Source organism: Microbacterium sp. (genome assembly GCF_052102115.1).
In the GTDB taxonomy this organism is placed as follows: Bacteria; Actinomycetota; Actinomycetes; order Actinomycetales; family Microbacteriaceae; genus Microbacterium.
In genome coordinates, this window is record NZ_JBQDVP010000002.1 from 64,929 (window position 1) to 88,129 (window position 23,201).

Here is a 23,201-nt window from a genome sequence, read left to right on the forward strand (position 1 = left end):
TGCCGCCCTGTCACCTCCTTCGGAGCACTACGCACGTTAGAGGGGTGACAACTGTCACGGCTCTAGGCTGTGGGCATGAGCACTGTCCCGCCCGCCGCGATCGGGTTGCGGCGTCTGAACCGCGGCATCGCGGCGACCTGGTGGTACACGGCCTCGGGCGTCATCGGCTTCCAGGCGATGGTGCTGTTCATCTGGCTGACCATCTTCGGCAGCATGGGGCTCGATCTCGGCGCGCTCACCGTGATCGGGGTCGGCGGAATCATCTGGTGCGCGGCGAGCGTGCCGCTGCTGATGCAGTACCGCCACCGTGACGACACCGCCGGGCCGTTCGTCGGGTGGCGCGGGTTCGTCCTCCCCATCGCCATCGCCGTTGTGTTCGGGGTGCTGAGCGGAATGCTCAGCGGACTCTGGCTCATTGGCGCCCTGCCGCTCTTCCAGTCGCTGACGCTGCTGAACTGGCCGCGCGGCGTGCGCCTGCGGCTGGTCCTGCTGTCGATGGTCATCATCGCCGCTCTCTGGTTCATCGACTGGCGAACGTGGTTCACGAACATGGATGCCCAGGCCGTGAACGCCTGGTGGCTGTTCGGCTTCTTCGCCATCACGCTGCCGGTGATGAGTGTGCTGTCGCTGTGGTGGTGGGACGTGTTGGTCACGCTCGACCGCGCCCGGGTGTCGGAGGCGCGTCTCGGTGCGACGCAGGAACGCCTGCGGGTCGCAACGGACGTGCACGATCTGCAGGGGCATCATCTGCAGGTGATCGCCCTGCAGCTCGAACTCGCCGAGCGACTGCTGCAGAAGGACCCGGATGCTGCGCTCGAGCAGCTCCGGCTGGCACGGACCAGCGTGGCCGAGGCACGGCAGGGCACGCGAGACCTCGCGATGCGCTTCCGCGGCGTGCCGCTGTCCGATGAGATCGCCAACGCCGTGGATCTGCTGCGGGCAGCGGGAACGACGGCGGATGCCACGGTGTCGGCCGATGCGGCCCAGGCGCCGGCATCCGTGTTGGGACCGGTGATCCGCGAGACGACGACCAATGTGCTGCGGCACGGGGGCGGCAGGTGGGCCCGGCTCTCGCTGGTGCGGGGCGACGGGTCGTGGCGGTACGAGATCGCCAACGATGCGGCATCCGACGCCTCTGCCGAAGACCCCGGATCCGGGCTCGACGGGATCACTCGCCGCGTGACCGAGGCCGGCGGCGACGTGCAGCTGGAGCACGGCAAGGGAGAGTTCCACCTCGTCGCCACGGTGCCAGACGCCCCGAGCGAAGCGGAGGTCTCGCGGTGATCCGTGTGCTGCTCGCCGATGACGAGGCGATGATCCGTTCGGCGCTGGCGGCGCTGCTGCGACTGGAGGACGACATCGACGTCGTCGCCGAGTGCGCCGACGGGCTGCAGGCGGTTGCGCTCGCCGAGAAGCTGGAGCCGGACATCTGCCTGCTCGATCTGGAGATGCCCGGTCTCGACGGCGTCGAGGTCGCCGAACGCTTGAGTCGTTCCATCGCGACGCGGTGCATCGTCGTGACGCGGCATGCTCGGCCCGGCGTACTGCGGCGAGCGCTGGCATCCGGGGTTTCCGGGTTCCTGCCGAAATCGCGCGATGCCGATGAGGTGGCCGAGGTCATCCGCCGCGTCGCGGCCGGCGCGCGCTACGTCGACCCCGAGGTCGCGGCGGACGCGCTGAGCGACGAGCGCAGTCCGCTCACCGATCGCGAGCTCGATGTGCTGCGGGCAGGCCGGCGCGGCGAGACGACCGGACAGATCGCGCGCACCCTCTCACTCGCACCGGGAACCGTGCGCAACCACATCTCGGCCGTGCTCGCGAAGCTGCACGTCGACACCCGTCAGCAGGCGGTGCTGGTGGCCGAGGAGCGCGGCTGGATCTGAGCCGCGCTCCTCTACAGCGGCGGTTCTTCGAGGTGGTCGCGGCGGCGTCGGCGCCCGCTGAGACCCAGCAGCACCAGCGCGATCACGATCGGCACGTACACGAACACGTCGGCGACGCCGAGGACCTCGCCCAGCAGCAGCGATGCTCCCAGCACGAGCACCGGCTCGAGGTACGACAGCAGGCCGAACAGCGACAGCGGCAGGAGCCGGGAGGCGAGGATGTAGCAGATCATCGCCACCGCGCTCAGGATCGCCATGAGCAGAACGGCTGGCCAGGTCGTCGGGATGCCTCGGTCGGGATCGGCGACGTAGGGCACGACGAGCACGACGACGGCGGGCACCACGAGCAGGATGATCTCGATGAAGAACACCTGCATCGAATCGATGCCGGTCCAGCGACGCAGGGCGAAATAGATCGGATAGAGCCCCGCGATGATCAGCACCGGCCAGTTCACGCCCCCGGCGATGATCGCCTGCGCGAGGACGCCCACGACGGCGGCGGCAACCGCCCACCACTGCAGCGGGCGCAAGCGGTCGTGGAAGAAGATGCGTCCCACGACGACCATCACCAGCGGCAGGAGGAAGTACCCGAACGCGATGTCCTGCGCGTGCCCGTTGGCGGGGCCCCACATGAACACCCACAGCTGCACCCACATGATGGCGGCGTTGAGGAGCACGATCACGATCAGTTTCGGGCTGCGCGCGATGCGCTTCGTGATGGTCTTCAGCCTCCGTCGCGCACTGGTCGATGCGTGCACCGCGCCGAGGGCGAGCAGGAGGAACAGCACCCTCCATGCCGTGGTCTCCACGGGGGTGAATCCGTCGAGATGCCCACCGAGCAGGCTGATTGCGCCGAACAGAACGGATGCCAGAACCGATGCCGCGACACCGCGCCCGGCGGTCGAGGAGAAGTCAGAACGAGTGATGAGACCAGACTATTCGGGGTGCGGGGGCTGCGGTCGCACCGTCGTCATGCTGGCATGCTGCTGGAGACGTGCCATGCGCCGCGGCGCACGATCTTCTCCAGTTCGTGTGCGCGCGAGGTGAAGTCATCGGTCGCAGTCGACAGCGACACCGCGCCGACTGTGCGACCCGACCGGGATCGAATCGGGGCGGCGATGCACGCCAGGTGCGGCATGTACTCATCGACTTCGACGGCCAGCTGCTGCGCGCGCACCTCATCGAGCTGAGCGCGCAGCCCCGCCTCGCTCGTGACGGACCTCGGCCCGATGCGCGGGGCCCCATGGCGCTCGAAGTACCTGCGCAGCTCGGCATCATCGCGCTCTGTGAGCATGATCTTCCCGAAAGCAGTGACGTGAGCGGCCTCAGTGAAACCCACGTGCAACTGACCGATGCGAGGGTGCTGCGGAGAGTCGGCGACGTGCGCCACCGCGATGTCGTCGCCGCGGAACACCGTCAGGTACGCCGGGGCATGGGCCGCGTCATGCATTCCGGCGAGGATACCCCGCACCTCTGCCGTCGCCACCAGCTGGGTGCGCACCGCGCGACCGAGATCGTCGACCGCGCGCCCCAGGATGTAACGAGCGGCCTCGGTGCGCACGAGATAGTCGCGCTCAGCGAGGGTGCTCAGCAGGCGATAGATCGTCGCCTTCGATAGGCCCAGCCGTTCGGCGAGTTCGCCAGCCGTGAGTCCGCCCGGGGAGTTGCCAACGGCATCCAGCAGTCGCAGCGCGCGGTCGGCCGACCGGATCCCGCCCGCCTCCTCCGCACCGATGGTGGCCATGCTTCATCCTAGGCACGCGATGACGAGGAAGATGCGGCTTCTCGGCGACGGATTCGCGCAGGGTGAGAACGAGACTCGCTTCAGCTCACGGCAGCGCAGACTCTGGGCAAGACGAAAGGAGCCATCATGGCCGACAGGATTCTGATCATCACCGGCGACGCCGCCGAAACGCTCGAGGTGTACTACCCGTACCACCGTCTGCAGGAAGCCGGGTACGAGGTGGACATCGCCGCTCCGGAGAAGCGCACGCTGCAGTTCGTCGTGCACGACTTCGTCGACGGGTTCAGCACCTACACCGAGAAGCTCGGGCACACCTGCGATGCCGACATCGCGCTCAGTGATGTGAACCCGGAGGACTACATCGCCGTCGTCGTTCCCGGTGGGCGTGCTCCCGAGTACCTTCGCAACGACATCGACGCGCAGCGCATCGTGCGGCACTTCTTCGAGAAGAACGCACCGGTGGCGGCCACCTGTCACGGTCCCCTGCTGCTGGCGGCATCCGGTGTTCTGGACGGTCGAACCTCCTCTGCATACCCGGAGCTCGCCGTGGATGTCACTACTGCCGGCGGCGTCTTCGAGAACGGTGGGGCGGTCGTCGACGGCAACCTCGTCACCTCGCGCGCCTGGCCCGACAACGGCACCTGGATGAAGGCGTTCCTCGAGGTGCTCCAGGCGTCCTGAGCACGGCGCTCGCTCGCCGTCTGGCGGTAAGCGCCGATGTCGATCGCAGTCATCGTGGAGTTGGAACCAGATGAAAGCAGCCCCTCACCGGGGATCTAAAATCCCTGGTGAGGGGCTGCTTTCATTCGCGTGCGCGAGGGGGGACTTGAACTGATCCGTTCCCCCTCGCACACGAAATCGTGAATCGGCGTTCTGCCGCATGATTCCGCGGTTTCTGCGAGGCCCACCTGTGGATAACTGCACCGCGATTCACAACCTAGCAGCGTCGGTAGCACATGAGTTAGCACATGAAAGCGGGCCGGATCACGAGAAGCGGCCTATCCGATGGCCACGCCAAAGAGTGCCCCAATGGCGTATGTGGCGATCATGGTCGCTGAGCCCATGACCACGTTCCGGAGAATTGCGCGACCGCGCGGCGCGCCACCGAGCGCAGCGCTGATCCAACCGGTGAGGAAGAGGCCGATCACAACTGCGATGGCTGCGATCCAAACTCGGTGTCCGCCGACGGGGAGCAAGATCATGATGAGTGGGATCAGCGCTCCAACGGCGAACGCAATGAACGATGACACGGCGGCTGCCCACGGGCTTGTGAACTCTTCATGGTCGATTCCGAGTTCGACCTCTGCGTGAGCGGCGAGAGCGTCCGTCTCGGTAAGCTGCACCGCGACCTGATGTGCGAGGTCATCTGAGAGGCCCCGCTGTCGATAGAGCTCGGTGAGTTCTTCAAGCTCCTCCTCGGGCATGGTTTCGAGCTCCCACCGTTCTTTTGCGATGAGCGCTTTCTCTGTGTCGCGTTGGGTGCTCACCGAAACATACTCTCCGCCAGCCATTGAGAACGCCCCGGCAACTACGGCGGCGATACCGGCCGTCGCGATTGCCAGTACGTTGTTTGGTGTAGCGGCAGCGACACCGACGACGACACCCGCGGTAGAGACGATGCCGTCGTTTGCGCCGAGCACCCCTGCACGTAGCCAGTTCAAACGTTGGCCCACGTTCTGCAGGTGGGCTTCGCCGGGATGCGGCGTGGTGCTTGAGTCGGATGCCATATTGTTCATTTCCTGTCTTGGGTCGTGCTGAAGTGAAGTTGTTCCGTCGATGCGACTTGTGATGATCGTGTGATTCGCTCAGATCGTGGGCCGACTGCACGGAGTGCGCCGAGGATGGCCACCAGGTCAACGACTTCTTGCAGCCACGCGCCGAGGAGTGCTGGGAGGAACCCGAAGGCGGCGATGAGCATGAGGCCGACGCTGATGATGATGCCGAGCCAGATGCTTTGCAGTGCGATCCGCACGGTGTCCTTGCCGATGCTCACCGCGCGCGGCAGGGCCGAGAGCGTGTCGTAGCGGTTCACGATGTCCGCAGACTCCGATGCTGCGGTTGCACCGCGCGCCCCCATTGCGAAGCCAATATCCGCAGCAGCGAGCACCGGGGCATCGTTGAGGCCGTCACCGACCATGATGAGCGGGCGGGGCTGCACGCTACTGACAATGCGAACTTTGTCGCCGGGGCGGCACTCCGCGTGCACCTCGCTGATTCCAAGGCGCCGCGCGATGGGTTCGGCGGTGGCTGCAACGTCTCCGGTGACCATGAGCGTACGCTCGATACCGAGTGCGCTCAGCTGACGGAGAGCCTGGGCTGCTTCTTCGCGCACTTGGTCGCGCATGACGATGGCTCCGGCGAAACGGCCATCGACTGAGACGTAGATTGCGAGTTCCCCTGGAGCAAGGTCTGCCAGCACGAGGTCCGGCGCGGAGTGGCGCACCCAGGAGGGCTTGCCGACACGAACCGTCACTGCCTCAGGTGCGTCAGGAGTGCGGAACACAGCCGCGACTCCGTTTGTCGCGATCTCCTCGGCATGTTCGGCTTCGACGAGCGACAAGCCGTGCTGTTTCGCGGCCTGCACGACGGAGTCCGCAAGCACGTGAGAGGAGTACACCTCCGCTGAGGCTGCGAAACGCAGCAGCTCGTCTTCGCTGGCGCGGTCGGCGGGCAGAAGGCGTTCGAGCACTGGCTTGCCGGTAGTGATGGTGCCGGTCTTATCGAATGCCGCCGAGCGGGCTCGTGAAAGCTGTTCGAGGGTGCCGCCGCCCTTGACGATCAGCCCGAACCTCGCGGCACGGCTCATGCCACCGAGAAACGCGACCGGCGCGGCGATCAGCAGCGGGCATGGGGTCGCCACCACCAGCACCTCGGCAAACCGGACAGCCTCTCCACTGACCGCCCACGCGATCCCGGCGATCACGAGCGCGAGCACTGTGAACGGCACCGCGTACCGATCTGCGAGCCGCACGACTTTGGCTTTGCTCCCCGCGGCTTGTTCGACGAGCCGAACAATCTGCTGATACTCGCTCTCGGCGGCCGGAGCCGCAGCCCGCATGGTGACTGCGGCTTGTCCATTCACCGCACCGCTCGACACTTTCTCTCCCGCGTCACGCTCAACGGGCAGACTTTCACCGGTCAATGACGACTCATCGAACACGGCGTGCTCGGAGACGAGGATCGAGTCCACAGGCACGAGTGCACCCGGCCGCACCAACAACAGATCACCCACCTCGACTTCTTCGACCGGTATGTCCTCGGTCGTGACCTCGGCAGTATGCCCGTGCATGTCCGCGCCGGGTGCGCTTGGGGCGAGGATGCGCGTGGCCTGCTGGGGTGCCTTACGCAGCAGCGCGGTCAGTTCCCGCTTCGAACGGTTCTCAGCGTAATCTTCGAGGGCCGCCCCGCCGGTGAGCATCAGCACCACCACGAGCGCCGCCCACGGCTCCCCAACGAGCACTGCAGCGGTGATTGCCGTCACCGCAAGAATGTCGAGCCCGGCGTGCCCTCGGATGAGCTGCCGGATCATCCCGACCGCCTCCCACCCGGCAATCACGAGCGCATACGCACCCACAATCCAGCTGGCCGACTCAATGGCCGGAGTCGCTAAAAGAACCAACCCGATCATAGCCACCAACAGTGTTGCGATCACGAGTGGATATGCCCTGACCAGAGATGAAAAACGGCTCATGCTTCAATCCTCCCAGGCGGGCACGCTTCTCGCATTGCAGGCCAGCCTCGCCTGAGTATCCGCGTAGCGCGTTCAGAGCAGCAATGCCCCGGCTCCTGCGGCCCCGAGCACTACCGCCCATGCCGGTGTTTTCCAGGACGTGAGTGCGACAAACGCGAGTGCCGCGACGACGAGTGATGCGGCGTTCGTGACACCCGCGGTGAATACGGGGTCGTACAGCGCGGCGGCGAGCAGCCCGACGACTCCGGAGTTCACGCCCGTCAGCACACGCTGCACTCTCGGCGCACGACGCAACCGCTCCCAGAAGGGCAGCACCCCCATCACGAGCAGCGCAGACGGCAGAAAGATCGCGAGCAGCGCAATGGATGCGCCGAGCAGCCCACTCGGGCCGCCCGTGGTGACCGCTCCGAGAAACGCGGCGAAGGTGAACAGCGGCCCTGGCACCGCCTGCGCGGCACCATACCCCGCGAGGAACGCACCCGGCTCCACCAGTCCAGTCTGCACTGTCTCAGCCTGCAAAAGCGGGAGCACGACATGCCCGCCGCCGAACACGAACGACCCCGCACGATAGAAGGTGTCAATCAGGCCTACCGTGGCGTTGCCGGTGAACACAGCAAGAATCGGCAACCCTGCGAGCAGCATGACGAACACAGCCAGGCTCAACCATCCGACTGCGGGCCGCAGGCGCACCCGGAAACGCGGTTCATCGTTCTCGGTCGTGCTCGGGGATCGACAGACGAAGAACCCCGCGATCCCGGCCAAGGCCATCGCGCCGAACATCGTCAGCGGGCCGGGTACGAGCAGCACGACAGTGAGCACCCCGACAGCAATCGTCGCTCGTCGCGCATCAGGCGTGAGTGACTTTGCCATCCCGAGCACAGCATGACCCACGACCGCGACCGCCGCAGCCTTCAGGCCCAGCACCCATCCAGCCTGCGATACGTCGCCAAGGGTCGATACGCCGAGCGCGAACCCGAACAGCAATACCGCAGATGGCAGTGTGAACCCGAGCCATGCCGCGACAAGACCGAGTATTCCAGCTCTCTGCAAACCGATCGCCATGCCGACCTGGCTTGATGCCGGGCCGGGAAGAAACTGGCACAATGCGACAAGATCCGCATACGCGCGATCACCCAGCCATCTGCGTCGCTCGACGAACTCTGCTCGAAAATATCCAAGATGAGCGACCGGGCCACCGAACGACGTGCACCCTAACCTCAAGAACACCAGAAGGACCAGCAATGGCGCGCCAAAGTCGGTTCGACGGCCACCTTCTGCGGATAACATTTCTTACTCAGAATGGGGCACCATCCGGGACTGGCGCTACTCGCCGCGCTGCATTCACGCAGTGTTCACTCGCGGCTCAGAAGCCGTCACCGACTTACGCGAACCTTCCGTGTCGCACAGTGCGATTCTAAGATCGCTCTGCTGACTTCTGAATGAACGTACACTACTTTAGTAGATACATATGTTGCTAGTTTAGGAACATAAGGAGGGTGAGCGCGATGCATGGCGGTGTGGTCTTCTTCCGGGGAACCGGGGCTGATGCGCTGCGCTATGTCGAGGCCGACCGCCTGCGTGCTGACGACTACTACCGCAGCGACGGCACCAGCGGCATCCAGTACGCGGTGCTCGACGCCACAGGCGAGACGGTCAGTGCCCGTGACCTGAGTAGCGAGGAGTACAACGGGTGGGTGGATTGGATCAACCCCGACACGGGCGAGCGGATGGGGCGACCCCGCGCGGCTGGCCCTGATCGTCAGGGTTCGGCGCGGTTTGGTGAAATGACGATCAACGGCCCGAAGTCACTCTCTATCGCAGCAGCCCTCCACCCTGACGTGTCTGAGGCGTTGGATCGTGCGCAGCAGGACGCGCTGGCGGAGATTCAGCGGTGGCTCGGCCAGCACTCCGTGACTCGCGTCGGCGGGCGCGGCAAGCAAGAGGTCGTGCCGGTCGAGTACATGCAGGTCGTCGGGATTACGCACCGCACGTCGCGCGCTGGTGACCCGCACCGGCACATTCACATGCAGATCGGCACCAGGGTGTGGGCTGTCGGGAAGTGGCGCGCACTCGATACCGGGGCGCTCATCAAGCAGCAAGGCGCGATCCGTGCTCTCGGCACGGCGGTCATCGCCGCGCACCCGGAGCTTGCTGAGGTGCTGGATCGTCACGGCCTCACGCTCGACCCCGTTACCGGCGAGGTAGTCGAGTTGGAGCCGTTCAACGCCTTGATGAGCAAGCGGGGTGAGCAGGTGCATCGGAACCTGAACCGGCTCGAAGCCGAATGGAACGCGGCGCACCCTGGTGAGACGATGGGGCCGGTCGTATTATCGCGGCTCACGGCGCAGGCATGGGCGCACGAACGGCCCGCGAAGAAGCCGACCACGCTCAGGGAAGAGGAAGCCTGGCTGACCGAACTCCGAGAAGCCGGCTACGACCCCGCAACGCTGCGCCGGCCTGCACGCCCTGTGCCGGCGTCGCCGGACGAGCTATCGGTGCAGCGGATCGCCTCGCGCGCCTTGGATCGTTGCGCGGCTGGCGCATCGGCGTGGAATCGCCATACGGTGCAGGAGCATGCAACCCAGATCATCACCGAGGCCGGGGTGCGCGCAACCAGCCAAGAGTTGCGCGACCTCATCACCGCTGCAACACGCCTCGCGCTCGAAGACTGCTTCTCGGTACTCGCGCCAGGTGCGCCGACGCCGGAGCATGTGGCGCACCTCACGAGCCTGCGCGTGGTGCAGGCCGAGACGGAACTGCGCGACCTGATCGCCGCACGAGTGCCAGACCGCGAGCCGAAACCCGCTGACGTGCGCGCAGCGGCCGAGGCGCGGGGTCTTGATGCGGGGCAGGAGCGCGCCGCCGCTGCCGTCGCATCCGCCGACCCGTTGGTGATCGTTGAGGGAGCAGCGGGCGCAGGGAAGACAACGATGCTCGGCGTTGTAATCGAAGTCGCGGCCGAGCAGGGTAGGCCGTCGCGGGTGGTTGCGCCGACGAAGCGTGCCGCACTGGTGGCGCGCGACGAACTCGGGGTGCCGACTGCGAGCGTTGCGGCGCTCGTGCATGCGCACGGGTGGCGGTGGAATCGTGACGGCGTATGGTCGCGCCTCGCGCCGGGCGACACTGACCCCGAGACCGGCAACGCCTATCGCGGCCCATCCGAAAGCGCGCGGCTCGCACACGGCGAGCGGGTCATCGTTGACGAGGCGGGGATGCTCGACCAAGACACCGCAATCGCCCTGCTGACCGTCTGCGCCGAGGCAGGTGCGACGGTCGCGCTGGTTGGGGATCGTGCGCAGCTCGCAGCCGTCGGGCGCGGCGGGGTGCTCGACATGGCCGCGCAGCTCAGAGGGCGCACGTTCGACATGGCCGAAGTTCACCGTTTCGCCGATCCCGCCTATGCCGAGGTCACGTTGCAGATGCGCGACGGCAGGAATCCCGGCGCGGTCTTCGACCAGCTCGCAGAACTTGGGCTTGTGCGCCTCCATACGGGCGGCGATGAGTTGAGAGAGCACATCGCCCAGGAGCGGCAGAACGACGAAGCTGTGACGGGGACCTCGAACGACGAGGCGCGCGCCGTGAACTCGAGTATTCGCGACAAGCGCGTGGCACGCGGCGAGGTCGACGACCGCAGCACTGCTTACGGGAACGATGGCCTCCCCATCGGCGCGGGCGACCTGATCCAAACCCGCAAGAACAACACCCGCTTGGGGGTGGCGAACCGGCAGCAGTGGATCGTGCAGCATGTCGCAGACGACGGCACCGTCACCGCAAGGGAAGCAGGGAGCGGGCGGAAGCGACCGCGCACCGTGCGCCTGCCTGCCGAGTATGTGGCCGAGCACGCCCATCTGTCGTACGCGGCGACTTCTTACGGGGTGCAGGGCGCGACCGTGCCCGCCTCGCACACGATCCTCACGGGCTCGACCAGCGCCGCGAGCGTCTATGTCGGCATGACGAGAGGCCGCGAGTCGAATCTGTTGCATGTCGTGGCCGAGGACTTGGATCAAGCGCGAGTGCAGTTCGTGGCGGCGATGGAACGCGACCGGGCCGACCGTGGCCTTGCCGACGCGACCCGTCGCGCGGCCGAGGAAGTCGCCGGGCTCATCGAGCACGGCCCGGCGCAGTTCGTGAGCGACGAGATAGCCGCGCTCATGCAACGGGCGGTGACTGCTGAGGCGCAGGCCGAACGCTGGCAGCAGATCGGCGCTGCTCTTGCTGACCTGAACCAGCGCGAGACAGCGATACGCGAAGCGGCAAGCAAGACTGAGCGGCAGGCGAGGTCGCGCGCCGAGCAGGTGCGCGTCGAGGTCACTGCGCCCATCGTCTCGGCGGCGAGGACGGCACTTGCCGAATGGCAGCAGGCCGAAGCCGCCGAGCAGATGGCAGGCGAGCAAATGCGGGCCGCGTCGTGGTTCGGTAGGCGGCGCGCCCGCGACGAGCAGGATAGCGCCAAGGCGCGAACCTATGACGTGCGCCAGCAGTTGGCGAACGAGTGGGGCGAGCCGCCGAGGTGGAACGAACGCCCCGATGCCTGGGTAGAGCGAGTCACCCGCCCGAAGATCAACACCGACCCGCGCCTGATCCAAGCAGAGCAAGCACACGGGGCGGCGCGTGATGAAGTCCTGAGCAGGCCCGAGCGGGCACAGACCGCACGCTTGGCGGCGTTCGGTCGCGTCTTCGGCGCAGAGCGCGTCCTCCGCAACCGCGACGCCTACCTGAGCACCAACCCCGCACAGCGCGCCACCAGCGCCGCTCAGACGGCGAAGTACGCACGCGCAGAGGCCGAGCTACTGCGCTCGCTCACGCCCGCCGAGGCGGTCGCGCGGATCGGGCAGACCCGAGCCGCCGAAGCCGCCCGCGAAGAAGCCCGACGGGCGGCGCAGGAGCGCGCCAGCCGCTACGACTACGGGTACCGCCACACGCCCCCGCAGAGCGGCCCGGCGCGCGGCCTGTGAGCCGACGCCGTTCGCGTCAGTCGATGAGGGCGGCTGCGACTTCGCTCACCCAGCGTCGTTGCCCGCGAGTCTCTACCGCGTGCGGGTGGTAGTGCGCTCGCACCCAGGCAACGGCATCGCTCGCGGGAACACCGCTCATCACCGCAAGCACGGCTAATGCGGTTCCCGTGCGCCCGATACCCCCACCGCAGGCAATCTCGACTCGCTCCGTGGCGGCTCGCTCATACGCTTCACGAAGCGCCGCGACTGTCTCCGGGGTCCCGTCCGGTCGTCGGAAGTCACGCCATCGCACCCATTGGTGCGGCCAATCTCCGACACGGGGAGCGCGACCCGTCAGATAGACCCCGAACTCAGGATCGAGGGTGTCATGGCGCGCCGCGCGAAGCCCGCGACCTCGAACGCGGCGACCATCGGGTAACTCGACAATGCCGCCACCCGGCTCCCATCGCCCCACGAGCAGAGCTTAGGCGCTGGCGTAGCGTTGGCGGGCGGCTTCGCCGCTGGTGCCGATCGCTTCACCGACCTCGCGCCAGGAGAGCCGCTGTTCGCGTGCGGTGCGTACCGCTTCGGCGAGTTCTCGTTCTGCGGAGTCGCGCCGCCAGGCGGCGAGCTTGACCGCCATGACTGGGGGCAGCGGAGCGTCGGCGTCGCCGGGCTTGGGGTCGTAGTTCTCGAACGCGTCCGCGAACTCGTCGGCGCGTGCCTTGATGTCTTCGATAGAGCGTGGAGCCATGATGTTCACCTCAAATACTTGGATCGGGCCGGACGCATCGCGTGAGCGATAGCGATGATGCCGTGCCATTCGATGACTCCGACTTCGACCAGGGTTCCGGTCTCGTCGGGGCCGATGAACATGGTCATCGCGTCGTCTTGCACGAAGTGCCGGACTGGGTAACGGAGCGCATGGAGCATCGCCGCATCCGTGACGCCGTGCCGGTGGGCACTGTCAAGGATGAGCGGGTCTGATTCCATGTCACAAGTTTACTTGCCGCAAGTTACCTTGTCGAGTGGGCGGGGTGAATACTCAGATAGCGCGGGTGTGCCGATTCGGCACCGCCGCAGAGTTTTACGTCGTGGGGGTGTCGTCGGCGTCGAAGAGGCGCAGGAACTTCTCGCGCGGGATCACGACCCGACGGCCGAGTCTCACGGAGGGGATAGCCCCGTTCTCGATGCTCGCGGTGATCGTGCGCGGATCAACGCCGAGTGCCGCTGCTGCCTCCGCGCGTGTTACGACCGCGCTGCGCGAGGCCCGCAGATCATCCAGGGTCACCGTCACCGATCTCATCACACACCAGCCGTTCCTAAACAAGATTCATATGATCCCAATAAAGTACATCATGGAACTTGACGAGTCAAGAGTCGGCATATACGTTCCTAGTATGGAAACAGAGAGAGTGCGGGGGAATCCCGCTGGCATCACCCACGAGCACGTCGCCCAGAACATCCGCACCGCGCGCCAGGCCATCGGCATGGACGTGCGCACCGCCGCCCGCCTCATGACCGAGGCGGGCCGGAAGCTCGCCCCGTCGGGGATCAGCAAGATCGAGAACGGCGACCGGCGCGTGGACGTGGATGACCTCACCGCCCTCGCCTATATCTTCCGCACCACCCCCGCCGCGTTGCTCACCCCGCCCGCAGAGGCCGTGACGCTCACGGGGGTGCCGGAGTTGTTCATTCCCGAAGAGATACAGGCCTGGGTCGCAGGCAGCGTGAAGCTCACCACCGACGACCTCGTGCGCTACTGGAAAGAGCAGCGGTTCCTGGCGATCAGTTCCGGGCACTGGGCTGAGGAAATGCTCGCCAAGTACGACCGTGGCCAGGTTGGTGTCACCCCGCGCGAGGTGTACCAGCAGCGCTACGACCGGCAGACCGCACGCGAAGCCGAGGCCACCGGCAGGCTGTTGCAGATCGACCCGAACGCTTCCCTCACATTCGAGTAAGCCGGGTCGCAGAGCTACCCGTGTCGCAGGGGTGCGGGTGAACCCAAGGAGAAAAAGGAGCCGGGCTATGGCACAAGTCAACGACCCGCCGCCGAGTGTGGTGGCAGACCCCGCTGAGGGGGTGACACAGAGACAGCAGCGGCGTTCGAGGTCGCGGCACGCGGGTTCGCTGGGCGACTATCAGACCCGTAAGGGGAAGCGGTGGAAGTTCCAGATCTATGTGCTCATCGACCCCGAGAAGCCCGAGCTGGGCGAGAAGCGGTTGACCCGTGGCGGGTTCACCGACCTCGAAGAAGCACAGGCCGCGCTCACCGAAGCGCTCAAGAAGCGGGCACGGAACGAGAAGTTCCAAGGCAAAACCCCGACCATCGCGGTGTATGCCGAGGATTGGGCGTCGTCGCTGCGGTTGGCTGATTCCACGATCAAGGGGTACCGGAAGATCATCCGCAACCACATCACGCCCGACCTCGGGAAGATCAGGATCGACAAGCTCACCGCCACCCGCATCGGCGCGCACTACCGCCAGTTGGAACAATCAGGTCGCAAGGACGAATACGGCAAGGGGCAACCGTTGTCGGCCAACAGCATCCACAAGGTGCATGTTGTCCTCGGAGCGATGCTCGACGCAGCGATAGACGACGGACTGCTGAGTGTGAACCCGGCGAAGAAGAAGCGCACGGTGAACGCGCCCAAGTCCTCGCAGGTACGCGCACAGAAACCGGAAATCGTGACGTGGACGGGCGACCAGCTCGCCACGTTCCTCGCTTGGAACCGTGACGAGTTGAAAGACGAGCTGTTCCCGCTGTGGCGACTCATCGCCTACACGGGGATGCGGCGCAGCGAGGCGCTGGCGTTGAAGTGGAACGACGTGAACGCCAGAACCGGGCGGGTGAGCATCCGGCGGGCGGTGAACACGGAGGACTGGACGACCACCAAGACCACGAAGACGGGCAACGCCCGCGTGATCGACGTGGACGCCGCGACCCTCAAAGTGCTCGCCTCCTACAAGGTCGCACGTGCCGAAGTGTCGTTCGACCTCGCCAAAGCCGACGCCTACGTCTTCGGTGACGACGAGGGCAAGCTCCGCTCGCCCGACGCCATGACGAGCCGGTGGGATCGCCGCATGAAGTGGACCGCCACGGTACACAAGACGCTCCCCAGGGTCACGATCAAGGGGCTGCGCCGCACGCACGCCACACTCCTGTTGGAGTTGGGCGAGCATCCCAAGGTGGTGCAAGAGCGCCTCGGGCACTCCACCATCACCACCACGATGAACATCTACAGCCATGTCACCCCGACGATGCAGAAAGCCGCAGCAGACCGCTTCGCGGCCCATCTCGGGAACGCTTAGCACATATCTCAGCACATGGCACGAAAATGACCCCCAACCTGGTGATCTAAACCCCAGGTCAGAGGCCATTTTCCATTCGTGCGCGAGGGGGGACTTGAACCCCCACGTCCATAAGGACACTGGCACCTGAAGCCAGCGCGTCTACCATTCCGCCACTCGCGCGAGCGTCTCGTTCCTAAGAACTCAACTTCACGAGGATATCACGGGGGTGGGGGTGGGTTTGCATCGGGTGGGGAGGGCGGAGGCTTCGTCTCGCCTTCGGCTCGCTCAGCCCGTTTCGTCTCGCCTTCGGCTCGCTCAACGACCCGCGGAGAGTTCCTGTATCCGCTCACTCAACGACCCGCGGAGGGACCTTTGCCGACGGGCATTAGGCTGCCCGACGGGCACATATCCAGGTCACCTGGCTACGATATGTCTACCGCCGCCATGCCAGAGGAGCCCAGTGGGACTACTTGACAGCTTTGAGAAGGGTCTTGAGCGCGCCGTTAACGGCGCTTTCGCCAAGACCTTCCGCAGCGGCATCCAACCGGTAGAGATCGCATCGGCGATCCGCCGCGAGGCCGATATCAAGGCCGCAGTCGTCAGCCGCGACCGCATCATCACGCCCAACAGCTACGTCGTGCGCCTGAGCGCAGACGACTACGAGCGCATGCACGCACTCGGCGGAGCGCTCACCGATGAACTGCACGCCCTGCTCACGCAGCATGCGAAGGCACAGGGATACAGCTTTGCCGGCCCCCTGACGATCGCCATCGAATCCGACGAGAAGGTCTCCACCGGCACGGTGCGCGTGAACTCGGGCACCGTCGAGGGACGCGTGACGTGGCAGGCCGTCATCGACGTCGATGGACAGCGCCATTCCCTCGCGCGTGCGCGCACGGTCATCGGCCGCGGCAGCGACGCCGACATCACGATCACGGATGCCGGATCCAGCCGCAAGCACGTCGAGATCCTCTGGGACGGCGAGCGCGCCATGATGCACGACCTGGGCTCCACCAACGGCACCAAGGTCAACGGTCAGAAGGTGCGCGAAGCGCCGATGCCCAGCGACACCACGATCACGATCGGGCGCACCGACCTCGTCTTCCGTGTCGTCGCCGTCGCCGCAGAAGGAGTCGATCGATGAGCGAACTGGTCCTCCTGCTGCTGCGCATCGGCTTTCTGGTGCTGCTGTGGTTCTTCGTGTTCGGTGTCGTCTACTCGCTGCGCGCAGACCTGTTCGGCGTCAAGGTGCGAAAGCTGCCCGCAGAGGCCGCCAGCGGCGCCCCCGTCGCCGCACCCGCACCGGTGGCAAAGCCCAAGCCCGCCTCCCGCGGCGGAAAAGCCGGCTCCCCCGCCACCACGAGCAGCGTCTCGAACCTCGTCATCACATCGGGCCCGAAGGCGGGGCTCGAACTGCCTCTCGGCGCCGACGCCATGACGATCGGCCGCTCCAGCGAATCCGGGCTCGTCATCCGCGACGACTACACCTCCAGCCACCACGCACGGCTCCTGCTGCGCGGCGACACCTGGGCGATCCAGGACCTCGACTCCACCAACGGCACATTCCTCTCCGGCAAGCGGCTGGGCAGCGCTCCGGCATCCATCAACATCGGCGACACGGTAAAGGTCGGCGCCACGACCTTCGAGCTGCGAGCCTGAAACCGGCATGGTGTTCGAAGGATCAAGCTCCGCGATCTCCCACACCGGGAAGGTCCGGTCCAACAACCAGGACTCCGGCTACGCCGGCGCGAACCTGTTCGCCGTCGCCGACGGCATGGGCGGTCACGCCGGCGGCGACGTGGCATCCACCATCGCCATCCAGCAGCTCGAGCGGCTCGACCAGGCCTTCGCGTCCACGGATGACGCGCAGGCGTCCCTCCAGGCCGCCGCGACAACCGCCGCGGGCGACCTCATCCGCGCCGCCAAGGATCGCCCCGAGCTCGCCGGGCTCGGCACCACCGTCAGCGCGATCGTCATGGTCGATGACCACGCCGTCATCGGTCACATCGGCGATTCGCGCATCTACCTCTACCGCGACGACGAGCTGACGCAGATCACCGCCGACCACACCTTCGTGCAGCGTCTCGTCGATTCCGGGCGCATCACCCCGGAAGAGGCGCGCTTCCACCCCCGCCGCTCGGTGCTCATGCGCGTGCTCAGCGACATGGACAACGACCCTGAGCTCGACCTCTTCGTGATGCCGACGCTCCCCGGCGACCGCTGGCTGCTCTGCTCCGACGGACTCTCCGGCGTCGTCGACGACGCACACATCCTCAAGGCGATGCGTCTCGATCTCACCCCCGGCCGCACGGCAGACAACCTGCTCAAGCAGGCCCTTGACGGCGGCGCCCCCGACAACGTCACCGTCGTGCTCGTGGACGTCGGCGGGCAACACCCGCTCTCCTCCGGCACTGCCACCATCGTCGGGGCGGCATCCGCTCCCTCGGGCGTGCTCATCCCCGCAGCGCGCGCGAGCCGCCCGAGCTGGCTGCATCCGGTGCGCCAAGCCGCGAACGAGCCGTCGCATTTCGAACCGGCAGCCGACTATCTCGAAGAGCTCATCGAAGAGGACCGCCGCCGCGCCCGAAGGCGCCGGATCGGATGGGTCGCCGCGCTCGTGGTCGTCGTCCTCGCCCTCACCGGCGCTGGGATCCTCGCCTACAGCTGGACCCAGACGCGTTACTTCGTCGGCGCCGACGAGGACAGCGTCGTGATCTTCCAGGGCGTGCAGCAGAGCATCGGCCCGATCACGCTGTCCACCGAGATCGAGGACACCGGCATCCTGCTGGCGAACCTGCCGCCGTACCAGCGCTCATCCGTGGAGCGCACCATCAACGCCCGCTCGCTTGCCGACGCCATGGCGATCGTCGAGCGTCTGCGCGCCGGTGAAGAGGCGGTGACCGACGACATGTCCACGCCGTCACCCACGCCGAAGCCGACATCGACTCCGACACCCGCGCCGACCTCCACCCCCGTCGGCGCCCCGGCCGACGCGCCCGCCGACCCTGTCGGGGAGGTGATCGGATGACCACCGACGTCGCCGCAGACACCGCGGTCATCAAGGCTCTCAAGCGCATGCGGCTGCCGCAGACGCAGCGCAACCGCGAGTTCTGGCTCTTGCTGTTCGCCTGCGCCATCAGCGGTGCCGCGCTCGCCCTGGTGCAGCTGGGCGCACTCGGGTTCATCGATCCGTTCATCCTCTTCATCGGCGGCGGCATGGCCGTGTTGGCCTTCGCCCTGCACTTCGTGCTGCGGGTCGTGGCCTCCGATGCCGACCCGTTCGTCGTGCCGATCGCGACGCTCCTCACGGGCCTGGGCATCGCGATGATCTACCGCATCGACATCGCCGAGGGCTTCACCGGCTGGACGGCAGCGTCGACCAGGCAGCTGGTGTGGACGGCGATCTCCCTCGCCGGGGCCATCGCCACCGTCATCCTGCTGCGCAACTACCGGATCCTGTTCCGATACACGTACCTGTTCGGGCTCGCCGGCATCCTGCTCCTGCTCCTGCCATTCATCCCCGGCCTCGGCGTCAGCGAGGCGAACGCCGACGTGTGGGTCTCGATCGGCGGGATCTTCTCCTTCCAGCCCGGCGAGATCGCCAAGATCTGCCTGGCGATCTTCTTCGCCGGTTATCTCGTCCGCACTCGCGAGAGCCTCACCTCGGTCGGCAAGAAGGTCCTCGGCATCACCTGGCCGCGCATGCGCGAGCTCGGGCCCGTCATCGTCGTGTGGCTGATCTCTCTGGGGATCATCGTCATCCAGCGCGACCTCGGCACCGGCATGCTCATCTTCGGCCTGTTCATCGCGATGCTGTACGTCGCCACCGGCAAGACGAGCTGGGTGCTCATCGGCCTCGCGATGGTTGCTGCGGGCGTCGCCGCCGCGACCCAGATCCTCCCCTACGTGCACGGGCGCTTCACGAACTGGCTGTACGCCTTCGACTTCGACGTCGTCGACCCCAGCGGATCCGGCTTCCAGCTCGTGCAGGGCATCTTCGGACTCGCCCACGGCGGCCTCATCGGCACGGGCCTCGGCCAGGGTCGTCCCCAGGTCACCCCGCTCGCCGAGAGCGACTACATCATCCCCAGCCTCGGTGAGGAGCTCGGCCTCATCGGCCTGTTCGCGATCCTGTGCCTGTACATGGTGTTCGCCAGCCGCGGCATCCGGATCGGCATCGCCGGCCAGGACGACTTCGGCAAGCTGCTCGCGACCGGCCTGTCGTTCACGATCGCCCTGCAGGTGTTCATCATGGTCGGGGGCGTGACGCGGGTGATCCCGCTGACCGGGCTCACCACCCCCTTCCTCGCCGCCGGCGGCTCATCGCTGGTCGCGAACTGGCTCATCGTGGCACTGCTGCTGCGCATCTCAGACGGCGTGCGCCGTCAGCCGAGGGTGGTGATCGGATGACGAAAGAGATCCGCCGTCTCAGCGTCGTGCTGCTGTTCATGTTCCTGTCGCTGTTCGTGGCGACCAGCTGGATCCAGGTCGTCCAGGCCGACACGCTCGCCCAGACCGACCACAACACGCGCTCGCTGATGGACAGTTACGAGATCCAGCGCGGGTCGATCATCGCGGGCGGCTCGCCCATCGTCACCTCGGTGCCCGCCGACGACGAGTACCAGTACCAGCGGGTGTACTCCGATTCGCCGATGTGGTCCTCGGTCACCGGCTTCTTCAATCCGGCGCTGCAATCGTCGACCGGCATCGAGAACGCTCTGAACGCCGACCTGTCCGGCACGGGTGCCAGCGCCTTCCTCTCCGAGATCGAGCGCATCGTCTCGGGTCAGCCGCAGCGCGGCTTCAGCGCTGAGCTGACCCTCGACCCGGCCGCCCAGCAGGCGGCGTACGAGGCGTTCGGCGATATGGAGGGCGCCGCGGTCGCGATCGAGCCGTCCACCGGACGCGTTCTCGCGATGCTCTCCACCCCCGGCTACGACGCCAACGAGCTCGCCGTCCACAGCGCCTCGCAGGCCGAGGAGGCCTACAACGCCCTGGACGCCCTCAAGCCGAACCCGCTGGTCAACGCGGCGACGAACGAGGTGAACCCGCCGGGGTCGACCTTCAAGATCCTCGTGGCCGCCGCGGCGTACGCCACCGGCGACTGGAATCCCGACTCGACCCTGCCCAACCCCGCCCGCTACACGCTGCCCGGATCGTCGTCGCAGGTCTCCAACGCCTGGGGCGGCACCTGCGGCTCCGGCAGCACCGTCACGATCGCCGAGGCGATCAAGCTCAGCTGCAACATTCCGATGGCCGAGCTCGCTGTGGAGCTCGGCAGCGAGACGATCTTCGAGATGGCCGAGAAGTTCGGCTTCAATCAGGAGCACACGACGCCCCTGACGGTGTCTGCGTCGAGCTACCCGCGCTCTCTCGATGACGCCCAGACGGCGCTGACCGGCTTCGGCCAGGGCCAGGTCACCGCGACCGCCACACAGGTGGCGATGATCTCGGCCGGACTCGCCAATGACGGCATGGTCATGAAGCCGCGCCTCGTGGATGCTGTGATCGGCAACGACCTCTCCACCGTCCGCGAGTACGCGGACGAGGAGTTCGGCCGTGCCGTGGAGGCGGACGATGCGGACGACGTGACCGCGGCCATGGTGGCGAGCGTCGCAAACGGCGCGGCTCAGGGTGCAAGAATAGACGGGATCGACGTTGCCGGTAAGACGGGAACGGCAGAGAACGACGGCGACGAACCGTACACACTGTGGTTCACCGGCTTCGCGCCGGCGGACGATCCACAGGTCGCAGTGGCGGTCGTCGTCGACAACGGCGGCGGTATGGGACAGTCGGGATCCGGTGATACGCTCGCCGCCCCGATCGCGAAGAGGATCATTGAGGCGGTGCTTAACAGATGAGGCCGACGCAGGGTGTGTCGTTCGGTGGGCGATACGAGCTTCAGTCGCGTATCGCGATCGGTGGCATGGGCGAGGTCTGGGAGGCCACGGACCACGTCATCGGACGAACCGTCGCCATCAAGATCCTCAAGGACGAGTACATGGGGGATCCGGGATTCCTCGAGCGCTTCCGCGCCGAGGCCCGGCATGCCGCACTGGTCAATCATGAAGGCATCGCCAGCGTCTTCGACTACGGCGAGGAGAACGGCAGTGCTTTCCTCGTCATGGAGCTCGTGCCCGGTGAGGCGCTCTCCACGATCATCGAGCGCGAAGGGTCGTTGAGCTCCGACAAAACCCTCGACATCGTCGCCCAGACGGCTTCGGCTCTGCAGGCCGCGCACGCCGCCGGCCTCGTGCACCGCGACATCAAGCCCGGAAACCTGCTGATCACCCCGGACGGCCGGGTCAAGATCACCGACTTCGGCATCGCCCGCATCGCCGACCAGGTGCCGCTGACCGCCACCGGCCAGGTCATGGGAACCGTGCAGTACCTCTCGCCCGAGCAGGCCTCCGGCCACCCGGCATCCCCGGCGACCGACACGTACTCGCTGGGCATCGTCGCTTACGAGTGCCTCGCAGGCAAGCGCCCGTTCACGGGCGAGTCGCAGGTCGCGATCGCGATGGCGCAGATCAACGAGCAGGCCCCGCCGCTGCCGCCGACGGTGCCGATCCCGGTGCAGAACCTCGTCATGGCGATGATCGCCAAGAAGCCGAGCGACCGCCCGTCGTCCTCGGCGACCGTCGCGCGTGCCGCGCAGGCTCTGCGCCGCGGCGACCTGAACTCCGCGGCGATCGCGGTGCCGGCGATCGCGACCGGTGGCATCGCGGGCGACGACGCCACCCGCCTCCTCACCACCGGGGATGATGGCACCACCCGCATCCTGCCGACCACCGCCCAGGTGTCCACCGACGACGAGGGTGAAGGCGACGGTGAAGGCGACGAGAAGAAAAAGAAGAAGCGCAGCCCGTGGACCTGGCCGCTCATCGCGCTGATCGCCCTGCTGGTCATCGTGCTCGGCGGCACCGTGTTCGCGCTGCTGAATCAGGGATCGCCGGAACCCGACCCGACCAACTCATCGCCCACCGCGACGAAGTCGCCGAAGCCGACCACGAGCGAACCGGTTCCCGAGCCGACCCGCATCAACGTGGACAGCCTCGGGCTCGTGGGTCTGAGCTGCGACGAGGCGTCGGCGCGGGCGAGCGAGGCCGGCCTCGCTCCGGTGTGCGAGACCGGGTCGACTGCGGCCTCCTCCGACGAACAGGTAGGAACCGTCGAGTCGGTCAACCCGCGCGGCGAGCTCGAGCAGGGTGCCGCGATCACCCTCACCCTGTTCGGCGACCGCGTGCAGATCGGTGATCCGCAGAGCGCACCGACGATCTCCGGCGACCCGGTTGCGGGCGGTACGGTGACGCTGAACTGGACGAACTTCACGTGCCCGAGCGGCACGGGAACCCTCAGCGGCTACAACGTCACGATCACCAACGCGACGTTCGCCGACGGCAGCACCGCGCGAGCCTTCGATCCCGGAACCCGCACGGCGGATATCACGCTGGGGGAAGGCGGGCTGCAGGCGACGGCCACCTACACGGCCACCTGCTCGGGCGACGGCGGCCAGCGCGAGTCTGGTCCCTCGCCGCAGATGTCCGTCGCCATCACGCCCGAAGCCACCGAGCCGCCGGAAGATGAGGGCGAACTCCCGGAAGGCTGAAGTAGCCTTGATCACAGCCGCATCGTCGCCAATTCGGGGGGAATAA

Annotated in this window: 21 protein-coding genes and 1 tRNA gene; 12 read left to right on the plus strand and 10 right to left on the minus strand. The window is 66.6% G+C overall.

The annotated features are described in order from the left end of the window. Window positions 1-75: 75 nt before the first annotated feature. Together ACTICP_RS01125 and ACTICP_RS01130 are read left to right on the plus strand one after the other, a co-directional pair. A complete protein-coding gene (locus ACTICP_RS01125) occupies window positions 76-1,284 on the plus strand; it encodes a sensor histidine kinase (RefSeq protein ID WP_441888678.1) in 1,209 nt (402 codons plus the stop codon). Beyond that, entirely contained in the window at window positions 1,281-1,883 is a 603-nt protein-coding gene (locus tag ACTICP_RS01130; protein WP_441888680.1) for a response regulator, read from the plus strand. Before ACTICP_RS01125 ends, ACTICP_RS01130 begins: the two co-directional genes overlap by 4 nt. Window positions 1,884-1,894: 11 nt before the next feature. Here ACTICP_RS01130 and rarD read toward each other — a convergent pair whose 3' ends face one another. Together rarD and ACTICP_RS01140 are read right to left on the minus strand one after the other, a co-directional pair. Further along, window positions 1,895-2,809: an EamA family transporter RarD gene (rarD, locus tag ACTICP_RS01135; RefSeq protein ID WP_441888850.1), complete on the minus strand. Its 915-nt coding sequence runs from the start codon at window positions 2,807-2,809 to the stop codon at window positions 1,895-1,897. A 44-nt stretch (window positions 2,810-2,853) separates the two neighbouring features. Continuing rightward, window positions 2,854-3,627, minus strand: coding sequence for an IclR family transcriptional regulator (locus tag ACTICP_RS01140; protein WP_441888682.1), 774 nt, complete (start codon window positions 3,625-3,627; stop codon window positions 2,854-2,856). A gap of 126 nt (window positions 3,628-3,753) precedes the next feature. Here ACTICP_RS01140 and ACTICP_RS01145 point away from each other — a divergent pair, with 126 nt between their 5' ends. Then, complete coding sequence (locus tag ACTICP_RS01145; RefSeq protein WP_441888684.1) at window positions 3,754-4,308, plus strand: DJ-1/PfpI family protein; 555 nt, start codon at window positions 3,754-3,756, stop codon at window positions 4,306-4,308. A gap of 317 nt (window positions 4,309-4,625) precedes the next feature. On the opposite strand, the gene ACTICP_RS01150 is transcribed toward ACTICP_RS01145, so the two are convergent. From ACTICP_RS01150 to chrA, 3 genes are all read right to left on the minus strand, one after another. After that, window positions 4,626-5,354 (minus strand): VIT1/CCC1 transporter family protein, encoded by a 729-nt coding sequence (locus ACTICP_RS01150; RefSeq protein ID WP_054682433.1) that lies wholly within the window; start codon window positions 5,352-5,354, stop codon window positions 4,626-4,628. A gap of 5 nt (window positions 5,355-5,359) precedes the next feature. Then, window positions 5,360-7,318 (minus strand): heavy metal translocating P-type ATPase, encoded by a 1,959-nt coding sequence (locus tag ACTICP_RS01155; RefSeq protein WP_441888686.1) that lies wholly within the window; start codon window positions 7,316-7,318, stop codon window positions 5,360-5,362. 72 nt (window positions 7,319-7,390) lie between these two features. Further along, the gene (gene chrA, locus ACTICP_RS01160; protein WP_441888688.1) at window positions 7,391-8,605 is read right to left on the minus strand and encodes a chromate efflux transporter; all 1,215 of its coding nucleotides are present in this window, start codon (window positions 8,603-8,605) and stop codon (window positions 7,391-7,393) included. A gap of 218 nt (window positions 8,606-8,823) precedes the next feature. On the opposite strand from chrA, the gene mobF reads away from it, so the two are divergent. Beyond that, on the plus strand, window positions 8,824-12,273 hold the full coding sequence (gene mobF, locus ACTICP_RS01165; RefSeq protein WP_441888852.1) for a MobF family relaxase: 3,450 nt from the start codon (window positions 8,824-8,826) through the stop codon (window positions 12,271-12,273). A gap of 16 nt (window positions 12,274-12,289) precedes the next feature. Here mobF and ACTICP_RS01170 read toward each other — a convergent pair whose 3' ends face one another. The 4 genes from ACTICP_RS01170 to ACTICP_RS01185 all read right to left on the minus strand — a co-directional run bounded on the left by ACTICP_RS01170 (window position 12,290) and on the right by ACTICP_RS01185 (window position 13,549). Continuing rightward, entirely contained in the window at window positions 12,290-12,727 is a 438-nt protein-coding gene (locus ACTICP_RS01170) for a protein-tyrosine phosphatase family protein (RefSeq protein ID WP_341783080.1), read from the minus strand. A 9-nt stretch (window positions 12,728-12,736) separates the two neighbouring features. Then, window positions 12,737-13,006 carry a hypothetical protein gene (locus ACTICP_RS01175; protein ID WP_208098291.1) on the minus strand — a complete coding sequence of 90 codons (270 nt, stop codon included), beginning with the start codon at window positions 13,004-13,006 and terminating at the stop codon, window positions 12,737-12,739. A gap of 5 nt (window positions 13,007-13,011) precedes the next feature. Continuing rightward, the gene (locus ACTICP_RS01180) at window positions 13,012-13,245 is read right to left on the minus strand and encodes a hypothetical protein (RefSeq protein WP_208098290.1); all 234 of its coding nucleotides are present in this window, start codon (window positions 13,243-13,245) and stop codon (window positions 13,012-13,014) included. A gap of 94 nt (window positions 13,246-13,339) precedes the next feature. Further along, the gene (locus ACTICP_RS01185) at window positions 13,340-13,549 is read right to left on the minus strand and encodes a helix-turn-helix domain-containing protein (RefSeq protein WP_346057765.1); all 210 of its coding nucleotides are present in this window, start codon (window positions 13,547-13,549) and stop codon (window positions 13,340-13,342) included. 103 nt (window positions 13,550-13,652) lie between these two features. Between ACTICP_RS01185 and ACTICP_RS01190 the strand changes: the two genes are divergently transcribed. Beyond that, entirely contained in the window at window positions 13,653-14,213 is a 561-nt protein-coding gene (locus ACTICP_RS01190; RefSeq protein WP_346057766.1) for a helix-turn-helix domain-containing protein, read from the plus strand. 67 nt (window positions 14,214-14,280) lie between these two features. After that, window positions 14,281-15,564: a tyrosine-type recombinase/integrase gene (locus ACTICP_RS01195; protein ID WP_441888692.1), complete on the plus strand. Its 1,284-nt coding sequence runs from the start codon at window positions 14,281-14,283 to the stop codon at window positions 15,562-15,564. Between the two features lie 79 nt (window positions 15,565-15,643). Here the strand turns inward: ACTICP_RS01195 and ACTICP_RS01200 are convergent. Then, a tRNA-Leu gene (locus ACTICP_RS01200) sits at window positions 15,644-15,726 on the minus strand. A 280-nt stretch (window positions 15,727-16,006) separates the two neighbouring features. On the opposite strand from ACTICP_RS01200, the gene ACTICP_RS01205 reads away from it, so the two are divergent. From ACTICP_RS01205 to ACTICP_RS01230, 6 genes are read left to right on the plus strand one after another with little or no spacing between them, the layout of a single operon-like run. Continuing rightward, a complete protein-coding gene (locus ACTICP_RS01205; RefSeq protein ID WP_441888694.1) occupies window positions 16,007-16,690 on the plus strand; it encodes an FhaA domain-containing protein in 684 nt (227 codons plus the stop codon). Then, window positions 16,687-17,205, plus strand: a complete 519-nt coding sequence (locus ACTICP_RS01210; RefSeq protein WP_441888696.1) for an FHA domain-containing protein FhaB/FipA — start codon at window positions 16,687-16,689, stop codon at window positions 17,203-17,205. The genes ACTICP_RS01205 and ACTICP_RS01210 overlap by 4 nt, the downstream gene beginning before the upstream one ends. 7 nt (window positions 17,206-17,212) lie before the next feature. Continuing rightward, window positions 17,213-18,574, plus strand: a complete 1,362-nt coding sequence (locus ACTICP_RS01215) for a PP2C family protein-serine/threonine phosphatase (protein ID WP_441888698.1) — start codon at window positions 17,213-17,215, stop codon at window positions 18,572-18,574. Next, window positions 18,571-19,956 carry an FtsW/RodA/SpoVE family cell cycle protein gene (locus ACTICP_RS01220; RefSeq protein ID WP_441888700.1) on the plus strand — a complete coding sequence of 462 codons (1,386 nt, stop codon included), beginning with the start codon at window positions 18,571-18,573 and terminating at the stop codon, window positions 19,954-19,956. Before ACTICP_RS01215 ends, ACTICP_RS01220 begins: the two co-directional genes overlap by 4 nt. Beyond that, window positions 19,953-21,407 carry a peptidoglycan D,D-transpeptidase FtsI family protein gene (locus ACTICP_RS01225; RefSeq protein WP_441888702.1) on the plus strand — a complete coding sequence of 485 codons (1,455 nt, stop codon included), beginning with the start codon at window positions 19,953-19,955 and terminating at the stop codon, window positions 21,405-21,407. The genes ACTICP_RS01220 and ACTICP_RS01225 overlap by 4 nt, the downstream gene beginning before the upstream one ends. Then, window positions 21,404-23,155 carry a protein kinase domain-containing protein gene (locus ACTICP_RS01230; RefSeq protein WP_441888704.1) on the plus strand — a complete coding sequence of 584 codons (1,752 nt, stop codon included), beginning with the start codon at window positions 21,404-21,406 and terminating at the stop codon, window positions 23,153-23,155. The genes ACTICP_RS01225 and ACTICP_RS01230 overlap by 4 nt, the downstream gene beginning before the upstream one ends. Window positions 23,156-23,201 lie beyond the last annotated feature (46 nt).